The sequence below is a fragment of the Microbacterium azadirachtae genome, from assembly GCF_000956545.1.
In the GTDB taxonomy this organism is placed as follows: Bacteria; Actinomycetota; Actinomycetes; order Actinomycetales; family Microbacteriaceae; genus Microbacterium; species Microbacterium azadirachtae.
This window is the reverse complement of sequence record NZ_JYIT01000062.1, coordinates 1-18,898: the sequence shown is the minus strand read 5'-3', so window position 1 is coordinate 18,898 and position 18,898 is coordinate 1. Positions and strand designations below refer to the sequence as shown.

At 71.6% G+C, this 18,898-nt stretch carries 21 protein-coding genes; 16 read left to right on the top strand and 5 right to left on the bottom strand.

Features of this window, described 5'->3' with window-relative positions:
- Positions 1-38 precede the first annotated feature (38 nt).
- The 6 genes from RL72_RS04490 (at position 39) to RL72_RS04465 (ending at position 7,288) form a co-directional block, all read left to right on the top strand.
- Positions 39-794, top strand: coding sequence for an IclR family transcriptional regulator (locus RL72_RS04490; protein WP_045249619.1), 756 nt, complete (start codon positions 39-41; stop codon positions 792-794).
- A gap of 283 nt (positions 795-1,077) precedes the next feature.
- The gene (locus RL72_RS04485) at positions 1,078-2,589 is read left to right on the top strand and encodes a xanthine dehydrogenase small subunit (RefSeq protein ID WP_045249618.1); all 1,512 of its coding nucleotides are present in this window, start codon (positions 1,078-1,080) and stop codon (positions 2,587-2,589) included.
- Positions 2,586-4,973, top strand: a complete 2,388-nt coding sequence (gene xdhB, locus RL72_RS04480) for a xanthine dehydrogenase molybdopterin binding subunit (RefSeq protein ID WP_045249617.1) — start codon at positions 2,586-2,588, stop codon at positions 4,971-4,973. The genes RL72_RS04485 and xdhB overlap by 4 nt, the downstream gene beginning before the upstream one ends.
- A 2-nt stretch (positions 4,974-4,975) precedes the next feature.
- Entirely contained in the window at positions 4,976-5,803 is an 828-nt protein-coding gene (gene xdhC / locus RL72_RS04475) for a xanthine dehydrogenase accessory protein XdhC (RefSeq protein ID WP_045249616.1), read from the top strand.
- A 79-nt stretch (positions 5,804-5,882) separates the two neighbouring features.
- Entirely contained in the window at positions 5,883-6,713 is an 831-nt protein-coding gene (locus RL72_RS04470) for a class I SAM-dependent methyltransferase (RefSeq protein ID WP_052674182.1), read from the top strand.
- The gene (locus tag RL72_RS04465) at positions 6,710-7,288 is read left to right on the top strand and encodes a DapH/DapD/GlmU-related protein (protein ID WP_045249615.1); all 579 of its coding nucleotides are present in this window, start codon (positions 6,710-6,712) and stop codon (positions 7,286-7,288) included. Before RL72_RS04470 ends, RL72_RS04465 begins: the two co-directional genes overlap by 4 nt.
- A 42-nt stretch (positions 7,289-7,330) precedes the next feature.
- Here RL72_RS04465 and RL72_RS04460 read toward each other — a convergent pair whose 3' ends face one another.
- Positions 7,331-7,834 carry a tetratricopeptide repeat protein gene (locus tag RL72_RS04460; protein ID WP_045249614.1) on the bottom strand — a complete coding sequence of 168 codons (504 nt, stop codon included), beginning with the start codon at positions 7,832-7,834 and terminating at the stop codon, positions 7,331-7,333.
- A gap of 290 nt (positions 7,835-8,124) precedes the next feature.
- Here RL72_RS04460 and RL72_RS04455 point away from each other — a divergent pair, with 290 nt between their 5' ends.
- Positions 8,125-8,328 carry a cold-shock protein gene (locus RL72_RS04455; RefSeq protein ID WP_045249613.1) on the top strand — a complete coding sequence of 68 codons (204 nt, stop codon included), beginning with the start codon at positions 8,125-8,127 and terminating at the stop codon, positions 8,326-8,328.
- A 151-nt stretch (positions 8,329-8,479) separates the two neighbouring features.
- Here the strand turns inward: RL72_RS04455 and RL72_RS04450 are convergent, their stop codons facing one another.
- Positions 8,480-10,018, bottom strand: a complete 1,539-nt coding sequence (locus RL72_RS04450) for an NCS2 family permease (protein WP_082072068.1) — start codon at positions 10,016-10,018, stop codon at positions 8,480-8,482.
- Positions 10,019-10,046: 28 nt separating this feature from the next.
- A complete protein-coding gene (locus tag RL72_RS04445) occupies positions 10,047-10,595 on the bottom strand; it encodes a nucleoside deaminase (protein ID WP_082072066.1) in 549 nt (182 codons plus the stop codon).
- A gap of 243 nt (positions 10,596-10,838) precedes the next feature.
- Here RL72_RS04445 and RL72_RS04440 point away from each other — a divergent pair, with 243 nt between their 5' ends.
- The 5 genes from RL72_RS04440 (at position 10,839) to moaA (ending at position 15,210) form a co-directional block, all read left to right on the top strand.
- Complete coding sequence (locus RL72_RS04440; RefSeq protein ID WP_045249644.1) at positions 10,839-11,237, top strand: TOBE domain-containing protein; 399 nt, start codon at positions 10,839-10,841, stop codon at positions 11,235-11,237.
- A gap of 6 nt (positions 11,238-11,243) precedes the next feature.
- Entirely contained in the window at positions 11,244-12,053 is an 810-nt protein-coding gene (gene modA, locus RL72_RS04435; RefSeq protein WP_045249612.1) for a molybdate ABC transporter substrate-binding protein, read from the top strand.
- Entirely contained in the window at positions 12,050-12,916 is an 867-nt protein-coding gene (locus RL72_RS04430; RefSeq protein WP_082072065.1) for an ABC transporter permease, read from the top strand. The genes modA and RL72_RS04430 overlap by 4 nt, the downstream gene beginning before the upstream one ends.
- Positions 12,913-14,019 carry a sulfate/molybdate ABC transporter ATP-binding protein gene (locus RL72_RS04425; RefSeq protein WP_052674181.1) on the top strand — a complete coding sequence of 369 codons (1,107 nt, stop codon included), beginning with the start codon at positions 12,913-12,915 and terminating at the stop codon, positions 14,017-14,019. The genes RL72_RS04430 and RL72_RS04425 overlap by 4 nt, the downstream gene beginning before the upstream one ends.
- A gap of 138 nt (positions 14,020-14,157) precedes the next feature.
- Positions 14,158-15,210 carry a GTP 3',8-cyclase MoaA gene (gene moaA / locus RL72_RS04420; RefSeq protein WP_045249610.1) on the top strand — a complete coding sequence of 351 codons (1,053 nt, stop codon included), beginning with the start codon at positions 14,158-14,160 and terminating at the stop codon, positions 15,208-15,210.
- A 24-nt stretch (positions 15,211-15,234) separates the two neighbouring features.
- Here moaA and RL72_RS04415 read toward each other — a convergent pair whose 3' ends face one another.
- Both RL72_RS04415 and RL72_RS04410 read right to left on the bottom strand, forming a co-directional pair.
- On the bottom strand, positions 15,235-15,645 hold the full coding sequence (locus RL72_RS04415; RefSeq protein ID WP_045249609.1) for a molybdenum cofactor biosynthesis protein MoaE: 411 nt from the start codon (positions 15,643-15,645) through the stop codon (positions 15,235-15,237).
- On the bottom strand, positions 15,642-16,808 hold the full coding sequence (locus RL72_RS04410) for a ThiF family adenylyltransferase (RefSeq protein WP_045249608.1): 1,167 nt from the start codon (positions 16,806-16,808) through the stop codon (positions 15,642-15,644). Before RL72_RS04410 ends, RL72_RS04415 begins: the two co-directional genes overlap by 4 nt.
- Positions 16,809-16,899: 91 nt before the next feature.
- On the opposite strand from RL72_RS04410, the gene RL72_RS04405 reads away from it, so the two are divergent.
- The 4 genes from RL72_RS04405 to RL72_RS04385 all read left to right on the top strand — a co-directional run bounded on the left by RL72_RS04405 (position 16,900) and on the right by RL72_RS04385 (position 18,823).
- Positions 16,900-17,157: a MoaD/ThiS family protein gene (locus RL72_RS04405; RefSeq protein WP_045249607.1), complete on the top strand. Its 258-nt coding sequence runs from the start codon at positions 16,900-16,902 to the stop codon at positions 17,155-17,157.
- Between the two features lie 106 nt (positions 17,158-17,263).
- Positions 17,264-17,734, top strand: a complete 471-nt coding sequence (gene moaC, locus RL72_RS04395; protein ID WP_045249605.1) for a cyclic pyranopterin monophosphate synthase MoaC — start codon at positions 17,264-17,266, stop codon at positions 17,732-17,734.
- Positions 17,731-18,234 (top strand): MogA/MoaB family molybdenum cofactor biosynthesis protein, encoded by a 504-nt coding sequence (locus tag RL72_RS04390; RefSeq protein WP_045249604.1) that lies wholly within the window; start codon positions 17,731-17,733, stop codon positions 18,232-18,234. The genes moaC and RL72_RS04390 overlap by 4 nt, the downstream gene beginning before the upstream one ends.
- A 49-nt stretch (positions 18,235-18,283) precedes the next feature.
- Positions 18,284-18,823: a YaeQ family protein gene (locus tag RL72_RS04385; protein ID WP_045249603.1), complete on the top strand. Its 540-nt coding sequence runs from the start codon at positions 18,284-18,286 to the stop codon at positions 18,821-18,823.
- The last annotated feature ends 75 nt before the right edge of the window (positions 18,824-18,898 follow it).

Below are 18,898 nucleotides of genomic sequence, written 5' to 3'. Positions count from 1 at the left end.
GATAACCCGCGCCGGAAACCCACGGCGAGAGGATCCGCATGGCCGCTGAGGGCTCGACCGGCGTGAAGTCGGTCTCGCGCGTCTTCGATCTGCTCGAGCTCATCGCCGACGCGGGCGGCGACGCCACGATCAGCCAGCTCGCGGCCTCGGCCGGGCTGCCCCTGCCCACGATCCACCGTCTGCTGCGCACGCTCGTCTCCCAGGGGTACGCGCGCCAGCTGGCCAACCGCCGGTACGCCCTCGGTCCCAAGCTCGTGCGCCTCGGCGAGGTCGCCAATCGCCAGTTCGGACAGCTGGCGATGCCGCAGCTCAAGTCGCTCGTGCAACGCCTCGGCGAGACCGCGAACCTCGCGACGATCGACGGCGACAACGTCGTGTACGTCTCGCAGGCGCCGTCTCCGCATGCGATGCGGATGTTCACCGAGGTCGGCGGCCGTGCGGCGCTGCACTCCACGAGCGTCGGCAAGGCGATCCTCGCCCAGCTGAGCGACGACCAGGTGCGCGAGATCATCGGCCGCGCCGGCATGCCGCACTCGACGGAGCGCTCCCTGAGCACCATCGACGAGCTCCTCGCGGATCTGGCCGTGAGCCGCGAGCGCGGCTATGCGGTGGACGACGGCGAGCACGAGGTGGGCGTCCGCTGCTTCGCGATGGCCGTGCCGAACATGCCGGTGCTCACCGCCGTCTCCGTCTCCGGTCCCATGTCCCGCGTGGGCGAGGACTTCGCGGAGCAGGCGATCCCCGTGCTGCGCGAGGTCGTGGCGGACATCTCCGCCGCGACGAACGCGTACTGACGCGCCTCCGCGCGGGGGTCGGCACCCGCGATCGGACCGCGTCTTGACGGATCCGGCCCGTCGTCGTAGGCTGACGATGTTTTCGGAACACGGATTCCGTATATCGGAAACAGCGCGAATCTACTGGCGGTAAGGCCAAGGCGACGACGCCTGACCACACAGCGTTGCGCTCCTCTCAACAGGAGAAAGACCCCACGCGGAGGCCCTCGGGCCTAGGCTCCGTCTCACAGAGGCACGGCCTGCGCCGCATCGCACACTGTCGCCGGAATCGAGGAGATTCGCCATGACCGACATCGCCGTCACCGTCAACGGAGAGCAGCGTCCGCTCGCCGGAACCCCGGCGCACGCGACCGCCCTGGACTGGCTGCGGGACAACGGGCTCTCCGGAAGCAAGGAGGGCTGCGCCGAGGGCGAGTGCGGCGCCTGCGCGATGCTGCTCGCCACCCCGACCCCCGACGGCGGGACCGCGTGGACGCCGGTCAACGCCTGCCTCGTGCCGGTCTACGCCCTCGACGGCCAGGAGGTCGTCACGGCCGAGGGCCTCGGCTCCCCCGACGACCTGCACCCCGTGCAGGCGAAGCTCGCGGAGGCGGGCGGATCCCAGTGCGGCTACTGCACCCCTGGCTTCGCGTGCAGCATGGCCGGCGAGTACTACCGGGCCGATCGCACACCCGCCGCCGCCGACGGCGCCGACGACGCGTCCTGCCCGGTCCACGATGCCGAGCACGGACCGAACGGCTTCGACCTGCACGCGCTGAGCGGCAACCTGTGCCGCTGCACGGGGTACCGCCCGATCCGCGACGCCGCCTACGCGCTCGGCTCGCCCGAGGCCGGCGATCCGCTGCAGCAGCGGCTGGCACAGCCCGCTCCGCGACCCGTGGCCACGGATGCCGAGGTCGACGGCGCCCGCTTCGTGCGTCCCGCCACGCTCGCCGACGCGCTGCGGATCCTGCACGACGAGAAGGACGCCCTGCTCGTCGCCGGATCCACCGACTGGGGCGTCGAGGTCAACATCCGCGGCCGCCGCGCACCCCTCGTCGTCGCGATCGAACAGCTCCCGGAGCTGCGCACCCTGACGATCGAAGACGAGGCCACCTCCGGCGCAGAGGGCTTCGTCGAGATCGGCGCCGCCCTCCCCCTGTCCGAGGTCGAGAAGCGCCTGGACGGGCGGATCCCGCTGCTCGCCCAGCTCTTCCCGCAGTTCGCCTCGCGCCTCATCCGCAACCGCGGCACGTTCGGCGGCAACCTCGGCACCGGTTCTCCGATCGGCGACACCCCGCCGGCCCTGCTCGCCCTGCGCGCGAGCGTCGTGCTCGCCTCACTGTCCGAGGACGCCTCGGGCGTCGTCCTGCGCGAGGTCGACCTCGCCGAGTACTTCACCGGCTACCGGCAGACGGTCAAGCGCCCCGACGAGCTCATCAAGGCCGTCCGGATCCCGCTGCCGCTGGCCACGACGACCGCCTTCCACAAGATCGCCAAGCGCCGCTTCGACGACATCTCCAGCGTCGCCGTCGCGTTCGCGCTCGACATCGACGGCGGCGTCGTCACCGGTGCGACCATCGGTCTCGGCGGCGTCGCCGCCACCCCGCTGCGCGCCCGCGCCACCGAGGACGCGCTGATCGGCAAGCCCTGGAACATCGCGACGGTGAAGGCCGCGGCCGAGATCCTCCGCAGTGAGGGCACCCCGATGTCCGACCACCGCGCGAGCAGCGAGTACCGCTCGCTCATGCTCAACACCGCGCTGCTCAAGCTCTACAGCGCGACCGTCATCGAGTCGAAGGAGGTGTCGGCATGAGCACCCTCGCCGACCGCCCGGAGAACCCCGTCGTCGGCCTGCGGGCCGCGCACGAGAGCGCCGCCCTGCATGTGACAGGAGCGGCGATGTACACCGACGACATCGCGGAGCAGACGCACGGCGTGCTGACCGCGTGGCCGGTGCAGTCCACCAACGCGCACGCGAAGGTCACGATCGACGTGTCCGGTGCCTACGAGGTGCCCGGCGTCGTGCGCGTGCTCACCGCCGACGACGTGCCGGGTCTCAACGACGCCGGGATCCGCAACGACGAGCCTCTGTTCCCGAGCGAGGCGATGTTCTACGGCCACGCCCTGGTGTGGGTGCTCGGCGAGACGCAGGAGGCCGCGCGCCTCGGCGCCGAGCGCGTCGCCGTCGAGTACGAGCCGCTGCCCTCCCTCATCACCGTCCAGGACGCGCTCGACGCCCAGTCGTTCCAGGGCACCCCGCGCACCGTGCAGCGCGGCGACGCCGCCGCGGGCCTGGCCGGATCCGCCCACGTGTTCGAGGGCGTGACGGAGTTCGGCGGCCAGGAGCACTTCTACCTGGAGACCCACGCGTCGTTCGCGGTGCGCGACTCCGAGGGGCAGTACTTCATCCAGTGCTCCACCCAGCACCCCACCGAGACCCAGGATCTGGTCTCGCACGTGCTCGGGATCCCCGCGCACGAGGTCACGGTGCAGTGCCTGCGCATGGGCGGCGGGTTCGGCGGCAAGGAGATGCAGCCGCACGGCTTCGCGGCGATCGCGGCCCTCGGCGCCAAGCTCACCGGGCGTCCGGTGCGGCTGCGCCTGAACCGCACGCAGGACATCACGATGACCGGCAAGCGGCACCCGTTCCACATCGCGTGGAAGGTCGGCTTCGACGAGGACGGCCTGCTGCAGGCGCTCGACGCCACCCTGACCTGCGACGGAGGATGGTCGATCGACCTGTCGGAGCCGGTGCTGGGCCGGGCGCTCTGCCACCTCGACAACTCCTACTGGATTCCGAACGTGCACGCGTACGGGCAGATCGTGAAGACAAACAAGACCTCGAACACCGCGTACCGCGGGTTCGGCGGCCCGCAGGGCGTCTTCCTGATCGAGGACATCCTGGGCCGGGTCGCCCCGACGCTCGGGATCGATCCGCTCGAGCTGCGCCGGCGCAACTTCTACCAGCCGGGTCAGACGACCCCCTACGGCCAGCTCGTGAAGGACGCCGGCCGCCTGGAGACGATCTGGGGCCAGCTCTCGGACGAGGCGGACGTGCCCGCCCGGCGCGAGGGGATCGCGCGGTTCAACGAGACCAGCCCCCATGTGAAGCGGGCCCTGTCGATGACGCCCATCAAGTTCGGGATCTCGTTCAACTTCGCGGCCTTCAACCAGGCGGGCGCGCTCGTGCACGTCTACAAGGACGGCTCGATCCTGGTCAACCACGGCGGCACCGAGATGGGCCAGGGCCTGCACACGAAGATGCTGCAGGTCGCCGCGACCGCGCTCGGCGTGGAGCTGCACCGGGTGCGGCTCGCCCCGACCCGCACCGACAAGGTGCCCAACACCTCGGCGACCGCCGCGTCGTCCGGCGCCGACCTCAACGGCGGCGCCGTGAAGAACGCGTGCGAGCAGATCCGCGATCGGCTCGCCAAGGTGGCCGGTCGCATGCTGGGCGTCGACGAGCGCGACGTGCGCTTCGGCGGCGGCTTCGTGACCGCGCTCGGCGCCCCGGTGAACCGCGTCTCGTGGAACGAGGTCGTCAAGGCGGCGTACTTCCAGCGCGTGCAGCTGTTCGCCGCGGGCTACTACCGCACCGAGGGCCTGCACTGGAACCCGGAGATCATGCAGGGCTCCCCCTTCAAGTACTTCGCGTACGGTGCCGCCGCCACCGAGGTCGAGGTGGACGAGTTCACCGGCGCCTACCGCGTGCGCCGCGTCGACATCATCCACGACGTGGGCGACTCCCTCTCGCCGATGCTCGACATCGGCCAGATCGAGGGCGCATACGTGCAGGGCGTGGGCTGGCTGACCCTCGAGGAGCTGCGCTGGGACACCGGCGACGGTCCGCACCGGGGCCGGCTGCAGACCCAGTCGGCGTCGACGTACAAGCTGCCGAGCTTCTCCGAGATGCCGGAGGAGTTCCACGTGCGGCTGTTCGAGAACGCACGCGAGGAGGGCGCGGTCTACGGATCCAAGGCCGTGGGCGAGCCGCCGTTCATGCTCGCGTTCAGCGCCCGCGAGGCCCTGCGCGATGCCGTCGCGGCGTTCGGCCCGGCCGGGCACTCGGTCGATCTCGGCTCGCCGGCGACGCCGGAGGCCGTGTTCTGGGCCGTGCGCCGCGCGCAGGAGGCGGCTGCGGCGGCCTCGGTCGATCACGCCGACGGGCGCACGCTCGTCGCCGCGGCCGGCGACTGACGATGGACTGGCTCGACGCGCTGCAGGATCTGCGGTCGCGGCGGATCCCCGCGGTGATCGTCACCCTGGCGACGGTGCGCGGGCATGCGCCGCGCAACGGCGGCGCCAAGATGGTGGTCTCCCCCGACGCCGTGCACGGCACGGTCGGGGGAGGCAACCTCGAGCAGACGGCGATCGAGCAGGCGCGGCGGATGCTCGCCGACGGCACCGCGGAGCCGGAGCTGCTCGCGCTCACGCTCAGCGACAAGGCCGTCACCGAGTACGGCGTGCAGTGCTGCGGAGGAGAGGTCACGATGCTGCTGGAGCCGATCCGGGTCACCCCGACCGTCGCCGTGTTCGGCCTCGGTCACGTCGGCCTCGAGCTCGCCCGCATCCTCGCCCGCCATGAGCTCGATCTCGTGCTCGTGGACTCGCGCGACGAGATGCTGGCCGAGGAGCGGATCGGCGCCCCGGGCGAGCGCGGTCCGCTCGGCGACGCGGTCGCCCGGGTGCGCGTCGTGCACGCGCCCGTCCCCGAAACCGCGCTCGCGGATCTCGCCCCCGGTGCGCACGTGCTCGTCATGACGCACGATCACGTCGAGGACCTCGCGATCGTCGACCAGGCCCTGCGCCGTCCGGGACTCGCATCCGTCGGCCTCATCGGATCCTCTTCGAAGTGGGCGCGGTTCCGCACGAAGCTCCACGAGCTGGGGCAGACAGACGCGGACCTCGCCCGGGTGACCACGCCGATCGGGATCCCCGAGGTCTCCGGCAAGCAGCCCGCGGTGATCGCCGTGAGCGTCGCCGCCCGGATCCTGCAGCTCATCGACGAGGCCGCCGCGGTCGAGTAGGCCGCCTGGCGTCGCCGTTGACGGTGATTCGCCGACTCTGATTATTGAACATGTTCAGTTCTACCGATAGGGTCGTCCCATGCCCACGATCCCGGCAGCCTCCGCCGTCGCCCTCCCCGCCTCCGCCGTCGTGCCGGGCACGCCCGACCCGCTCTACGACCCGGCCGGCGTGCGCCACCTCTTCGACCGCATGGCACGCTCCTACGACCGGATGAACGTGATGCTGTCGCTCGGCTTCTCGGTGCTGTGGCGCCACCGACTGCTGCGCCTGGTGCCGGCGGCGGGCTCCCCCCGCCGGGTGCTCGACCTCATGAGCGGCCGCGGCGAGACCTGGGCCAGCATCGAGCGACGGCTCCCGCAGGCGCGGATCACGGCGCTCGACTTCTCCGACGAGATGCTCGCGCAGGCGCAGCGGCGCAATCTCGGCCGTTTCGCCGGGCGGGTGCGGCTGCGCCAGGAGGACGCCCTGGAGCAGACGACACCGAGCGGCTCGGTCGACGTCGTGGTCAGCGCATACGGTCTCAAGACGTTCGACGCCCGGCAGCTGGAGCGCCTGGCCGCCGAGGTCGCGCGCACCCTTCGCCCGCGCGGATCCTTCGCCTTCGTCGACGTGACAGAGCCCGCCTGCGGCCCGCTGCGCGTGGCCTACCGCGCCTACCTGCGCTGGATCGTGCCCCTCGCCGGGCTGCTCCTGCTCTCGGACCCGACCGAGTACCGCATGCTGCATCGCTACCTCGCCGGGTTCGGCGACGGTTCTCGCGCCGTCGCGGCGTTCCGCGCCGAACCGGGCCTGGAGGTCGAGGTGCGGCGATACTTCTTCGGCTGCGCGATGAGCATCAGCGGACGACGGCTCGGCACCGACGAGGAGGAGTCCCGGTCGTCCGCCGCGGTTCGCATACTGGAGGGATGACGCGCAACCGCTTCCTGCCGATCCACGACCCCGAGCTCCTGGCGGCCGGCGAGCGCGTGCTGGGCGCCGAGTTCCGCGCGATGAGCGAGCGCGTGCTCGCGGTGAGCGCGCTGACCTCGCGTCTCAACCTGCTGCCGTTCGACGACGAGGAGGGCCGCGCGGCAGTGCTCGCGGAGATCCTCGGGCGCCCCCTTCCACCGCGTCTCACCGTCTACCCGCCCTTCTACACCGACCACGGCCTGCGCCTCGAGCTGGGCGAGCGCGTCTTCATCAACCAGGGATGCACCTTCCTCGACTTCGCCGGGATCCGGCTCGGCGACGGCGTGATGGTCGGGCCGAAGGCGACGTTCATCACGGTGGGGCACCCCGTCGATCCCGAGGAGCGGCGGCAGTACCTCTCCGGGGCGCCGATCCTCGTCGAGGACAACGTCTGGATCGGTGCGGGTGCGACGATCCTGCCGGGCGTCACGATCGGCCGGGACGCGGTCGTCGCGGCGGGCTCGGTCGTGGCCGACGATGTTCCCGCGCGCTCCCTCGTGGCCGGCCCCAAGGCGGCCGTGGTCCGGGCGTGGTGAACGGGTGCCGCCGGTGACGTCGCCGCACCGGCGCCGAGGAGCTCAGTCGTCGAGAGACGCGAGGTAGGCCGCGTTGCCGCGGAGCGCCGCCTCGTAGCGCCGCACCTCCGAGGTCGGGAAGCGGTCGGCGATCACGGTGAGCACGGCTCCGAGCGCGGCGCTCGGCCGCCCCATCGCGTGCAGGGTGAGGGCGCGGAACAGGCCGAGCGACTCCGACTCGGGGAACAGCGCGATGCCCTCGTCGAACGCGGCGAGGCTCTCGTCGAGACGGCCGAGATTGCGCAGGGTGCTGCCGAGCTGCAGGAAGCACTGCCGCAGCCGGCGCCCCTCCAGTCCCGCCGCCATCGCCCGCCGGTAGTAGCCGAGCGCCGTCTCCTCCTGACCGTCGGTGTCGTACGCGCCGCCCACCTCGTAGAGCACGGCCGGATCGTCGGGATGCTCGGCGAGCACGTCGAGGAACGCGGCGATCGTCGGCGCCATCCGTGCGCGATCCCGCGCGGCGAAGATCTCGTCCAGCCGGGCGTGCAGTTCGGGGTCGGTGCTCATGGGTTCCTCCTCGTGCCACGCTAGCCGGGATGCACCGCTGTCCGGAGAGGATCGGATCTCGTGTAGGCTCGGGTTCAGGTTATTGAAGTTGTGGTTTCTGCCGGAGTGATCTCCGGACCATCTTCTGGCCCCGGCTGCGCGCCGGGCGGGTATTCAGTTCAGTGGCTCTGGTCGCATCAGCCATCGTGATGCGCTTCGCCGATCGAATCCCGATCTCCCCCCACGTCGCGGCAGGTTTGCCGCGCACTCGCGGATCACTCGCTGGTCCCAGACAACGAAGGAATGACGTCATGGCCACGGGCATCGTCAAATGGTTCAACTCCGAGAAGGGCTTCGGCTTCATCTCCCCCGACGACGGGACCGCCGACGTCTTCGCGCACTTCAGCGCGATCACCGGCGACGGCTACCGCAACCTCGAAGAGAACCAGAAGGTCTCTTTCGACGCTGAGCGCGGCCCGAAGGGCATGCAGGCGGCGAACATCCAGCTCGTCTGAGCGAGCTGCACGAAACGGCGCCCCGACGATCCCTGTCGGGGCGCCGTTCTCGCGCCCGCGGGCGTCCCCGGCTGTGTGACGCCGTGGATCCTGACCCGCAATTCCCCCAGGCCCCTCCCGCGGCGACGCTCGGGGCTTGGGGGGTGAGGGCTCAGTGGCCGAGCAGCTGCTCCACCGGCCCGCGGACGAAGTACAGGGCGAACCCTGCCGCGACGACCCACATGAGCCAGTGCACCTTGCGCGCGCGTCCCGACAGCGCGTTGACGAGCGCCCAGGAGATGAAGCCGACGCCGATGCCGTTCGCGATCGAGTAGGTCAGCGGCATGGTCACGATGGTGAGGAACGCGGGCAGCGCGACCGCGAACTTGTCGAACCTGATCTCGCGGATCTGGGCCATCATCATGGCGCCGACGACCACCAGCGCCGCGGATCCGACCTCGATCGGCACGACCAGCGTGAGCGGTGTGACGAACATCGAGAGCAGGAACAGCGCACCGACCACGAGCGACGCGAGACCCGTGCGGGCGCCCTCGCCGATGCCGGAGGCGCTGTCGACGTAGACCGTGTTCGACGAGGTCGAGGTCACGCCGCCGGCGACGGCGCCGAAGCCCTCGACGACGAATGCCGAGCGCAGCCGCGGGAACGTGCCGTCCTTGTAGGCCAGGCCCGCGTTCTTGGCGAGGCCGGTCATGGTGCCCATGGCGTCGAAGAAATTCGAGAACACCAGGGTGAAGACGAGCATCGTGGCGGACAGCGCGCCGATGCGGCCGAAGGCGCCGAACAGGTCGAACTGGCCGATCAGCCCGAAGTCGGGCACGGTGATCCACGTGCTGGGCAACTGTGGGATCGTCATGTGCCAGCCGTTGGGATCCTTGAACGAGGGCCCGAGGTTCAGCACCGCCTGCGCGATGAGCGCGACGACGGTTGTGGCCACGATGCCGATCAGGATGCCGCCGGGCACCTTGCGCGCCACGAGGATCGCGATGACGACGACGCCCAGCAGGAAGATCAGCGTGGGCACCGAGGTGAGCGATCCGCCGTTGCCGAGCTGGACCGGGGGCCCTGCCGGGGTGCGGTTGACGAAGCCGGAGTCGACGAAGCCGATGAAGGCGATGAAGAGGCCGATGCCGACCGTGATCGCCGCCTTGAGCGCCTGCGGGACGGCCTTGAAGATCGCGGTCCGGATCCCCGTGGCCCCGAACAGCACGATCAGCACGCCGTTGATGACCACGAGGCCCATGGCCTCCTGCCAGGTGACCTGGCCGACCACCGAGACGGCGAGGAAGGAGTTGATGCCGAGGCCCGCCGCGATCGCGAACGGCAGGCGCGCGACGACGCCGAAGAGGATCGTCATCACGCCGGCGGTGAGGCCGGTCGCGGCGCCGATCTGCGCGGCCTGCAGCGCATGGCCGACCACATCCTTCGTCCCGCCGAGGATCAGCGGGTTGAGGATCACGATGTAGGCCATGGTGACGAAGGTCACGATGCCGCCGCGGATCTCCCGGCCGACGGTCGAGCCTCGGCGGGTGATCTCGAAGAAGCGGTCGAAGGCGTTCGCCGGTTCTGCATCGACGGTGGCGCTGGCGCCGGTCTTCAGCGGCGGGAGGTCTTCCGTGCTGCGGGAGAACACGTCGCCGCCGGAGACGGTGGGCATGCCCTCGGTGTCGGGGGAGGGAGTGTGGGACGTCATTGTCTGCTCCTGGATCGGTCGGGTCGGGTCAGTACTCGATGCGGGTGGTGGTGAGGCTCCACTCGGTGAAGGGCGCGACGCGCTCCTCGGGAGGCAGCGCGATGTCGCTCACGGGCATGATCACCCGGTCCTCGGGCCCGCCCTCGAAGTAGCGGTAGAACACCGCGTCGTCGAAGCCCGCGTCGGCCGCGTCGTCGCGGTTCGCCGCGAAGTAGACGCGGTCGATGCGCGCCCAGAGCGACGTGGCCAGGCACATCGGGCAGGGCTCGCAGCTCGTGTAGAGGGTGGCGCCGGAGAGGTCGAACGTGCCGAGCTGCTGGCACGCGTTGCGGATCGCGGTCACCTCGGCGTGCGCCGAGGGGTCGAGATTCGCGGTGACCCGGTTGACGCCCTCGAAGACCCGGCCGTCGGCCGAGACGATGATGGCGCCGAACGGACCTCCGGCGTTTCGGACGTTGTCCGTGGCGAGGGCGACCGCCTGAGCGAGGTACTCGGCCGGCGTGGTCGCCGCGGCGGCCGAGGGCACGCTGCTGTCCGAAGGCGCACTGCTGTCCGAAGGCACACGGGTGCTGTTCATGGAGAGCTTCCTTGCTGTCGTCGCAGTGATACGGCTTCCGGTCGGGCCCCTCGTCGGGCCCTTCCTCGAGATAAGTACGTCGAACCGCTAGGTTGTCATCCCGCCTTCGGCCGTGGATGCGGCGTCGGGCTGGCTCGACAGTAACAGCGTTCCCGCCACCCGTCCACCACTTTTCGAAATCCCGATTCCACATTGCGGTAATCGCGATTGCCTCGCCGCATCTGCGGCGCTATGGTCATCTTCATGACGCATTTTCGGATCCGCGAGGCCGCCAGCCTGTTGGGAGTCAGCGACGACACCGTGCGTCGCTGGGCGGCCGACGGGATCCTCAGCCTGTCCACCGACGCCACCGGGCACCAGGTCGTGCCCGGTGCGGAGCTCGCCGAGCGCGCCCAGGCGCTCGCAAGCGAACCCGATCCCGGCGACGACCTGGTGCGCAGCGCGCGCAACCGCTTCGTCGGGCTCGTCACCGCCGTGCGCGTGGAAGGGCTGATGGCGCAGATCGAGCTGCAGAGCGGTCCGCACCGCATCGTGTCGCTGATGAGCGCCGAAGGAGCCGCGGAGCTCGGGCTCGAAGTCGGCAGCAAGGCCGTCGCCGTCACCAAGGCCACCATGATGATCATCGAAGCCGAGAGGGCCTGATCTCGAATGACCCGCACCCGACTCCGCCTGGCGGCGCTCGCCGCCACCGCTCTCGCCGCGACGCTCGCCCTGGCCGCGTGCTCTCCCGCCGCACCCGCGTCGACTCCCACACCGACCCCCACCGGCTCTGCGTCGGCGGCCAGCGGGGAGCTCACCGTCTTCGCCGCGGCGTCGCTGAGCAAGGCGTTCGACCAGATCACCGCCGAGTTCGAGGCCGAGAACCCGAAGGTGCACGTCAACCCGATCACCTACGACGGATCCTCGACCCTCGCGACGCAGATCATCGAGGGCGCCCCGGTCGACGTCTTCGCCTCGGCCGACCAGAAGAACATGGACAAGGTCGCCCAGGCAGGGCTGGCCGGGCCGGCGCCGGTCTTCACGACGAACGTGCTGCAGATCGCCGTCGCCCCCGGCAACCCGCGGAAGGTGAAGGATCTGGCCTCCCTCGCCGACCCCGGCCTCAAGGTGGTGCTGTGCGCCCCGGCCGTGCCGTGCGGCAACGCGGCCAAGACGCTGCTCGACGCCGCCGGCGCCACGGTCACGCCGGTCAGCGAGGAGCAGAACGTGAGCGCCGTGCTCGCCAAAGTCAAGGCCGGCGAGGCCGACGCGGGCCTGGTCTACACGACCGACGTCAAGGCGGCGGGATCCGCCGTGACCGGCGTCGCCATCGCCGGTGCCGAGAAGGCCGTGAACAAGTACCCCATCACGGTGCTGAAGGCGTCGAAGAACCCCGAAGCGGCCGCTGCGTTCCAGGCGTTCGTGCTGTCGGACAAGGGCCGGCGGATCCTCACCGGGCTCGGATTCGGCGGGGAATGAGCACGGCGGGCCGGAGCGGACCGCGCGCGGCGCCGGAGCGGCCGACCGCGCGCGGCGCCGCCCCGTCCCCGCGCGGCGAGCGCCTGCCCTCCTGGCTGCTGGTGCCGGCCCTGATCGCCGTGCTCCTGCTGGTGCTGCCGTTCGTCGCGCTCCTGGTGCGGCTGGACTGGGCGACCGTGCCCGCTGCGGTCACGTCGCCGGCGGCCCTGCAGGCCCTCGGGCTGTCGCTCGTCACCGCGACGATCGCCACCGCGCTCTGCGCACTCCTCGGGATCCCCCTCGCGGTCGTGATCGCCCGCAGCCCCGCAGGACTCGCGGCCGTGCTGCGCACGGTGACCACGCTGCCCCTGGTGCTGCCGCCCCTGGTCGGCGGGATCGCCCTGCTCGCACTGCTCGGCCGCAACGGCCTGCTCGGCGCGACGCTGGCGATCGCCGGGATCCAGATCCCGTTCACCACCACGGCGGTGGTGATCGCGCAGGCGTTCGTGGCGCTGCCGTTCCTGGTGATCTCGATCGAGGGAGCGCTGCGCGCGATCGGCACCGAGCACGAGCACGTGGCCGCGGGTCTCGGTGCCGGCCGGTTCACGGTTTTCCGCCGGGTGACGCTGCCCCTCGCCGCTCCAGGCCTCGTCGCGGGCACCGTGCTGTGCTTCGCACGCGCACTGGGAGAGTTCGGCGCGACGGCGCTGTTTGCCGGCAACTCCGCCGGCGTCACCCGCACCATGCCGCTCGCGATCTACACCGCGTTCAACGGCGCCGGCGTCGAGGAGGACACGGCGATCGCGCTCTCGCTCATGCTGATCCTCGTCGCCGTCGCCGCCCTGGTGCTGGTGCGCGGATGGCGTCCGGGGGCCGTGCGATGAGGGTCGACCTGCGGGCGCGGCGCGGCGGCTTCGCGCTCTCCGCCGCGTTCGAGGCGCATCCGGGCGAGATCCTGGCCGTGATCGGGCCCAACGGATCCGGCAAGTCCACCCTGCTCGACGCGATCGCCGGGATCCTGCCCGCCTCGGGGACCGTCGAGGTGGCCGGCCGCGTGCTCGATGCGCCGGCCGGCTCGCGGAACGACGACGCGACGGCGCGACGGGTGCACGTGCCGCCGTCGCGCCGCCGCATCGCCCTGCTCGGGCAGCGCCCCCTCCTGTTCCCGCACCTGTCGGTGCGCGAGAACGTGGCGTTCGGGCCGCGCGCGCAGGGCGTCGCCCGCGGCGAGGCGCGGCGCCGTGCCGAGCAGCGGCTCGAGGAGGTGGGTCTCGGCGGACTCGCGTCCCGGCGGCCCGCCGAGCTCTCGGGCGGACAGCAGCAGCGGGCCGCGATCGCCCGTGCGCTGGCCTCCGAGCCCGACGCCCTGTTGCTGGACGAGCCGTTCGCCGCCCTCGACGCCCCCTCCGCCGCACAGGCCCGGCGCCTCATCGCCGCGCAGGCGCACACCGCGGGAGCCGGCGGGCGGGCGATGCCGATCGTGCTCGTCACGCACGACCCGATGGATGCGCTGATCCTGGCCGAGCGCACGCTCGTGATGCACGACGGGGCGGTGGAGCAGTCGGCGCGCACCGCCGAGGTGATCGGCCATCCGCGCTCCGACTTCGTCGCCGCCCTCGCCGGGGTGAACCGTCTCGCGGCGGTCGGCGCGGGCGACGGAGCGGTGCGGACGCCGGACGGTCTCGCGCTGCGCGGGAACGGCGACGCCCTGGGCGCGGGGGCGGCGGGAAGCGTCGTGTTCGCGCCGGGGTCGGTGCGCGTGGATACGACGCCGGCGGACGGGGCCGGATCCGTCCCGAACCGCTGGAGCGGTCGCGTCACGGAGCTGGAACCGATCCCCGGCGGGATCCGGCTGCGCACCGCCGAGCATCCGGCGGTCGCGGTGGACTGCCCGTCGACGCACGCCGTCACCCTCGGCCTGCATCCGGGGCAGCGCCTGGCGTTCCGCGTCGACGAGGCCGACGTCTCCGTCCGCGCCGGTTCCTGAGCGAGCGCCCCACCGGCTCCTGAGCGAACGCGCCTCGCTCGGGACCACGCGCGTTGTCCGCCGGACCGAACCGGCGGCCGTTCGGATCCCGCACCGTCGCGCCGGTGCTACGGTTGCCCCTCGAAAGGAGGCCGACCGATGTCACCCCTGAAGCTGCCGTCGACCGGCGTCCTCGACACCCGCGACCGCCCGCTGCGCGATCTGCGGATCTCCGTGACCGACCGCTGCAACTTCCGCTGCGTGTACTGCATGCCGCGCGAGGTGTTCGGCCGCGACTATGCATTCCTCGAACGGCATGAACTGCTCACGTTCGAGGAGATCGAGCGGATCGCCCGCGCCGCGCTCGCGAACGGCGTCCGCAAACTCCGCCTCACCGGCGGCGAGCCGCTGCTGCGCCGCGGCATCGAGGAGCTCGTCTCACGCCTCGCCGCCCTGCGCACGCTCGGAGGATCCAAGCCCGAGATCGCCCTGACCACCAACGGATCCGCCCTCGCCGTCAAAGCCGAAGCGCTCAAGGCCGCGGGCGTCGACCGCGTCACGGTGTCGATCGACTCGCTCGACGATCAGCTGTTCCGTCGTATGAACGACGTGGAGTTCCCCGTCGCCCGGGTGCTGCAGGGCATCGACGCCGCCCAGGCCGCGGGCATGCCGGTGAAGCTCAACACGGTGGTCAAGCGCGGGCTCAACGACGGCGAGATCCTGAGCCTCGCGGAGCACTTCCGCGGCACCGGCCACGTGCTGCGGTTCATCGAATACATGGACGTCGGTGCGACGAACGGCTGGAGCCTCGACGAGGTCGTCCCGTCGGCCGAGATCGTCGCGACCATCGCCGCCCGCTTCCCGCTCGAGCAGGTGGCACCGTCCGCGCCCGGCGAGACCGCGAAGCGGTGGCGCTACGCCGACGGATCCGGCGAGATCGGCGTGATCTCCTCCGTGACGAACGCATTCTGCGGCACCTGCAACCGCGCCCGACTGTCGACCGAGGGACGCCTGTTCACGTGCCTGTTCGCGACCGAGGGCCACGACCTGCGCGCCCTGCTGCGCGGGGGCGCCGACGACGATGAGCTCACGGCGACGCTGGCGCGGATCTGGGGCGTCCGTGACGACCGGTACTCCGAGATCCGTTCGAGCCTCACGCCGGAGCTGCGCGCCGACCGCCACCGCATCGAGATGAGCTACATCGGCGGCTGAGACGTCCCGCGGACCGGGACCGGGTCAGAGGCCGACCCACTCCGAGACGCCGTCGGCGTAGTGCTGGCGCTTCCAGATCGGCACCCCGCGCTTGATCTCCTCGACCAGGTGCTCGCATGCGTCGAACGCCTCCTTGCGGTGCCCGGCGGAAGCGGCGGCGAACAGCGCGACGTCCCCGATCCGCAGGTCGCCGATGCGGTGCGCCGCCGCGACCCGCAGGCCCGTCTCGGCGGTCACGCGGTCGACGATCTCCTCCAGGAAGCGCTGGGCGTCCGGATGCGCGCGGTAGTCGAGGGCGCTCACCGCCTGACCGCCGTCGTGGTCGCGCACGATGCCGCAGAACATCACGGTCGCGCCGTGCGCGGCGTCTCCGACGGCGGCGCGGATGACCGCCTCATCCAGCGGCTGATCGCTGATGAACGCTCGTTCGCTCACTCCGACTCCCCTTCCCGGGTCGGCGCATCGGCGGCGCCCGCGCCTTCGGTTCCGCCGCCCACGGCGGCGTACGCCCTGATCCCGCCCGCGAGGTAGCGCGCGTCGATGCCGCGGTCCCGCAGCACGCGCACCGCGCGCCGCGAGCGCGGATCCCTCTCGCAGAACACCACGACGGGCCCGTCCCCGATCGCCTCCGGGAGTGGCGCGCCGGCTTCGAGCGCCCCCAGGGGCAGCGACGCGGCGCCGGGGATGCCGCGCAGGAGCGTCTCCTGCGGCTCGCGCACGTCGAGGAGGCGCACGTCGCCCTCCCGTCGCCGGCGCAGCAGCTCGGCGGACGACACGCTCAGCGCCTCATCGGAGGCGGCACCGGTGCCGCAGAACAGCTCGTAGTCGATGAGCTCCGTGACGGCGGGTGCGTCGTCGGTGCGCTCGTAGGCGATCTCGCGGGTGCGCGCGGTGAGCGCGTCGTAGAACAGCACCCGGCCGACGAGCGGATCCCCGATTCCGGTGAGGAGCTTCACGACCTCGGTGGCCATGAAGGATCCGATCGCGGTGCACAGGCTCGCGAGCACCCCGCCGAGCTCGCACGAGAGCACCTCGGACGGGTCCGGCGGCACGGGGAAGAGATCCCGGAACCCGACCTCGGGCACCGCGACGCCGACCTGCCCCTGGAAGCGCAGGATCGAGCCCCAGACCAGGGGCTTTCCGGCGAGACGCGCGGCGTCGTCGGCGAGATACCGAGCGGGGAAGTTGTCGCTGCCGTCGACGAGGAGGTCGTACTCCGCGAGGATCGCGGGCAGGGTCTCGGACGTGGCGCGCTCGCGGTACGGGCGCACCAGGACGCCGGGATCGATGTCGCGCACCGTGTCGGCGAGAGAGCCGACCTTGGAACGGCCGATGTCGGCCATGCCGTGGCTGAGCTGGCGATGCAGGTTGGAGAGCTCCACGACGTCGTCGTCGATCACGCCGATCGTTCCCACGCCGCTGCCGGCGAGCGCGGGGATGAGCGCGCTGCCGAGGCCTCCGGCGCCGATCACGAGCACGCGGGCGGCCGCGAGGCGGCGCTGCGCGGACTCGCCGAAGCCGGGAAGCATGAGCTGGCGGCTGTAGCGGGCGATGCGTTCGGGCGGCAGTTCCGGCCCCGGCTCGACGAGCGCGATCATAGGATCGAGTGTACGCGGGGATTCCGCGATGGGATCCCCGCTTTTCCAAGATGCGGATGCCGTTTTCCGCGATACGGTCTAGATTGAGAACATGGCCACCATCACCGTGCGATACTTCGCGGCGGCCGCCGAGGCCGCAGGACGCGACCAGGAGGAGCTGACGCTGGTCGGCGACGGCCCCGCCCCGACGGTCGGCGCGCTGCGGGCGGAGCTCCTGGAGCGCTACGGGGCGCCGATGGCGGCCGTGCTGCGATCCGGATCCTTCCTCATCGACGGAAAGGTCAGCCGCGACGACGGTCGCGCGCTCGGCGCCGTCGTCGACATCCTGCCGCCCTTCGCGGGCGGCTGAACCCCGAGGCCACGATTCCCCGAGCCGCCTCGGACGCTCGCTCGGGGGATGGGATCCGCGAAACGTGAAAGGCTCGGTCTTCCAGGACGAGCCGGAGGAGACGAGCATGAGCGACCTGACCCACCTGCGTCCCGACGGCTCCGCGCACATGGTCGACGTGACCGACAAGGCCGTCACCCGCCGCGAGGCGCGGGCACAGGCCGTGCTGCAGACGACGACCGAGGTGGTCGCGAAGATCGCCGACGGCACGCTCCCGAAGGGCGAGGCGCTCGGCACGGCCCGCATCGCCGGGATCATGGGAGCGAAGCAGACCTCGGCCCTCATCCCGCTCTGTCATCCGCTGCCGCTGAGCCGGGTGGAGATCGACCTGATCCCCGAGGGCGATCGGGTGCGGATCCTCGCCACGGCGGTGACGAAGGGCGTCACGGGCGTGGAGATGGAGGCCCTGACGGCCGCCAGCGTCGCCGCGCTGACCCTGTACGACATGATCAAGGCCGTCGACAAGCACGCCGTGATCGGGGACATCCGGGTGCTCGCGAAGTCGGGCGGCAAGAGCGGCGACTGGACCACGGAATGACCGCCGCCGCGTCCGGATCCCGCACGGAGGGGCGCACGGCGACGGTGCTCGTCGTCTCGACGCGCGCCGCCGCCGGCGTGTACGCCGACGAGACCGGGCCGATCATCCGCGACTGGCTGGAGGCCCGCGGATTCGCCACGGGAGACCCGGTCGTCGTGCCCGACGCGGCCGTGGCCGAGGCGCTCGCCTCCGCCCTGGCAGGATCCCCCGACGTCCTGCTCACGACCGGCGGCACCGGCCTGTCCCCCGACGACCGCACGCCCGAGGCCACGGCCGCGCTGCTCGACCGCGAGATCCCTGGCCTCATGGAGGAGCTGCGGCGGCGCGGCCTCGCCGCGACGCCGATGGCGCTGCTCACCCGTGGCGTGGCCGGAGTCGCCGGCCGCACGGTCGTGATGAACCTCCCCGGCTCGCGCGGCGGAGTGCGCGACGGCCTCGCGGTGCTGGATCCGATCCTGGACCATCTGCTCGGACAGCTGAGCGGACGCCGCGACCACTGACCGTTCGGCCGGGCTTCCGCGACGGGGGCACCCCCTAGGGTGGATCTCTATGGCTATCGGGGCGACGATCCACACGTTCGACGTGCAGCTGGCGGACACCGACCGCGGCGTCTACGAGGAGTACTCGCTGCGCGTCGCGCGGCATCCGTCCGAGACCGACGCGTACATGCTCACCCGCCTGCTCGCGTACGGCCTGGAGTTCGTCGAGGGCATCGCGTTCAGCGAAGGCCTCTCCTCCACCGAGGAGCCCGCGGTCGTGGTGCGCGACCTGACCGGGCGCACGACCGCCTGGGTCGAGGTGGGAGCACCCGACGCGGAGCGCCTGCACTACGGCTCGCGGCTGGCCGACCGCACCGTCGTCTACACGCACCGGGATCCCGCGAAGGTCATGGCCCCGTGGGAGGGGAAGCGGATCCACCGGTCCGACGACATCCGCGTCTACTCTTTCGACCCGGGCTTCATCGATGCGGCCGTGCCGCTGCTCGAGCGCCGCAACACCGTGACGATGACCGTCACCGAGCGCGTGCTCTACCTCGATCTGAACGGCACCACGCTCACCACAGCCGTGCACGAGCACGAGCTCGGCTGACCCGCCGCCTTCGTCCCTCTCGACGCTCTCCCGACGCCGCGCGCCGGCGAGATGGATCACGCACCTCCCGGGCGC

What these genes read in the sequence shown, in the direction of transcription:
- RL72_RS04405 (WP_045249607.1), top strand. Translation starts at nt 16,900, where the DNA reads ATGGCCACCATCACCGTGCGATACTTCGCGGCGGCCGCCGAGGCCGCA.
- RL72_RS04390 (WP_045249604.1), top strand. Translation starts at nt 17,731, where the DNA reads ATGACCGCCGCCGCGTCCGGATCCCGCACGGAGGGGCGCACGGCGACG.
- RL72_RS04470 (WP_052674182.1), top strand. Translation starts at nt 5,883, where the DNA reads ATGCCCACGATCCCGGCAGCCTCCGCCGTCGCCCTCCCCGCCTCCGCC.
- RL72_RS04440 (WP_045249644.1), top strand. Translation starts at nt 10,839, where the DNA reads ATGACGCATTTTCGGATCCGCGAGGCCGCCAGCCTGTTGGGAGTCAGC.
- modA (WP_045249612.1), top strand. Translation starts at nt 11,244, where the DNA reads ATGACCCGCACCCGACTCCGCCTGGCGGCGCTCGCCGCCACCGCTCTC.
- xdhB (WP_045249617.1), top strand. Translation starts at nt 2,586, where the DNA reads ATGAGCACCCTCGCCGACCGCCCGGAGAACCCCGTCGTCGGCCTGCGG.
- RL72_RS04385 (WP_045249603.1), top strand. Translation starts at nt 18,284, where the DNA reads ATGGCTATCGGGGCGACGATCCACACGTTCGACGTGCAGCTGGCGGAC.
- RL72_RS04450 (WP_082072068.1), bottom strand. Translation starts at nt 10,018, where the DNA reads ATGACGTCCCACACTCCCTCCCCCGACACCGAGGGCATGCCCACCGTC.
- RL72_RS04425 (WP_052674181.1), top strand. Translation starts at nt 12,913, where the DNA reads ATGAGGGTCGACCTGCGGGCGCGGCGCGGCGGCTTCGCGCTCTCCGCC.
- RL72_RS04455 (WP_045249613.1), top strand. Translation starts at nt 8,125, where the DNA reads ATGGCCACGGGCATCGTCAAATGGTTCAACTCCGAGAAGGGCTTCGGC.
- RL72_RS04445 (WP_082072066.1), bottom strand. Translation starts at nt 10,595, where the DNA reads ATGAACAGCACCCGTGTGCCTTCGGACAGCAGTGCGCCTTCGGACAGC.
- moaA (WP_045249610.1), top strand. Translation starts at nt 14,158, where the DNA reads ATGTCACCCCTGAAGCTGCCGTCGACCGGCGTCCTCGACACCCGCGAC.
- RL72_RS04490 (WP_045249619.1), top strand. Translation starts at nt 39, where the DNA reads ATGGCCGCTGAGGGCTCGACCGGCGTGAAGTCGGTCTCGCGCGTCTTC.
- RL72_RS04410 (WP_045249608.1), bottom strand. Translation starts at nt 16,808, where the DNA reads ATGATCGCGCTCGTCGAGCCGGGGCCGGAACTGCCGCCCGAACGCATC.
- moaC (WP_045249605.1), top strand. Translation starts at nt 17,264, where the DNA reads ATGAGCGACCTGACCCACCTGCGTCCCGACGGCTCCGCGCACATGGTC.
- RL72_RS04485 (WP_045249618.1), top strand. Translation starts at nt 1,078, where the DNA reads ATGACCGACATCGCCGTCACCGTCAACGGAGAGCAGCGTCCGCTCGCC.
- RL72_RS04460 (WP_045249614.1), bottom strand. Translation starts at nt 7,834, where the DNA reads ATGAGCACCGACCCCGAACTGCACGCCCGGCTGGACGAGATCTTCGCC.
- xdhC (WP_045249616.1), top strand. Translation starts at nt 4,976, where the DNA reads ATGGACTGGCTCGACGCGCTGCAGGATCTGCGGTCGCGGCGGATCCCC.
- RL72_RS04430 (WP_082072065.1), top strand. Translation starts at nt 12,050, where the DNA reads ATGAGCACGGCGGGCCGGAGCGGACCGCGCGCGGCGCCGGAGCGGCCG.
- RL72_RS04465 (WP_045249615.1), top strand. Translation starts at nt 6,710, where the DNA reads ATGACGCGCAACCGCTTCCTGCCGATCCACGACCCCGAGCTCCTGGCG.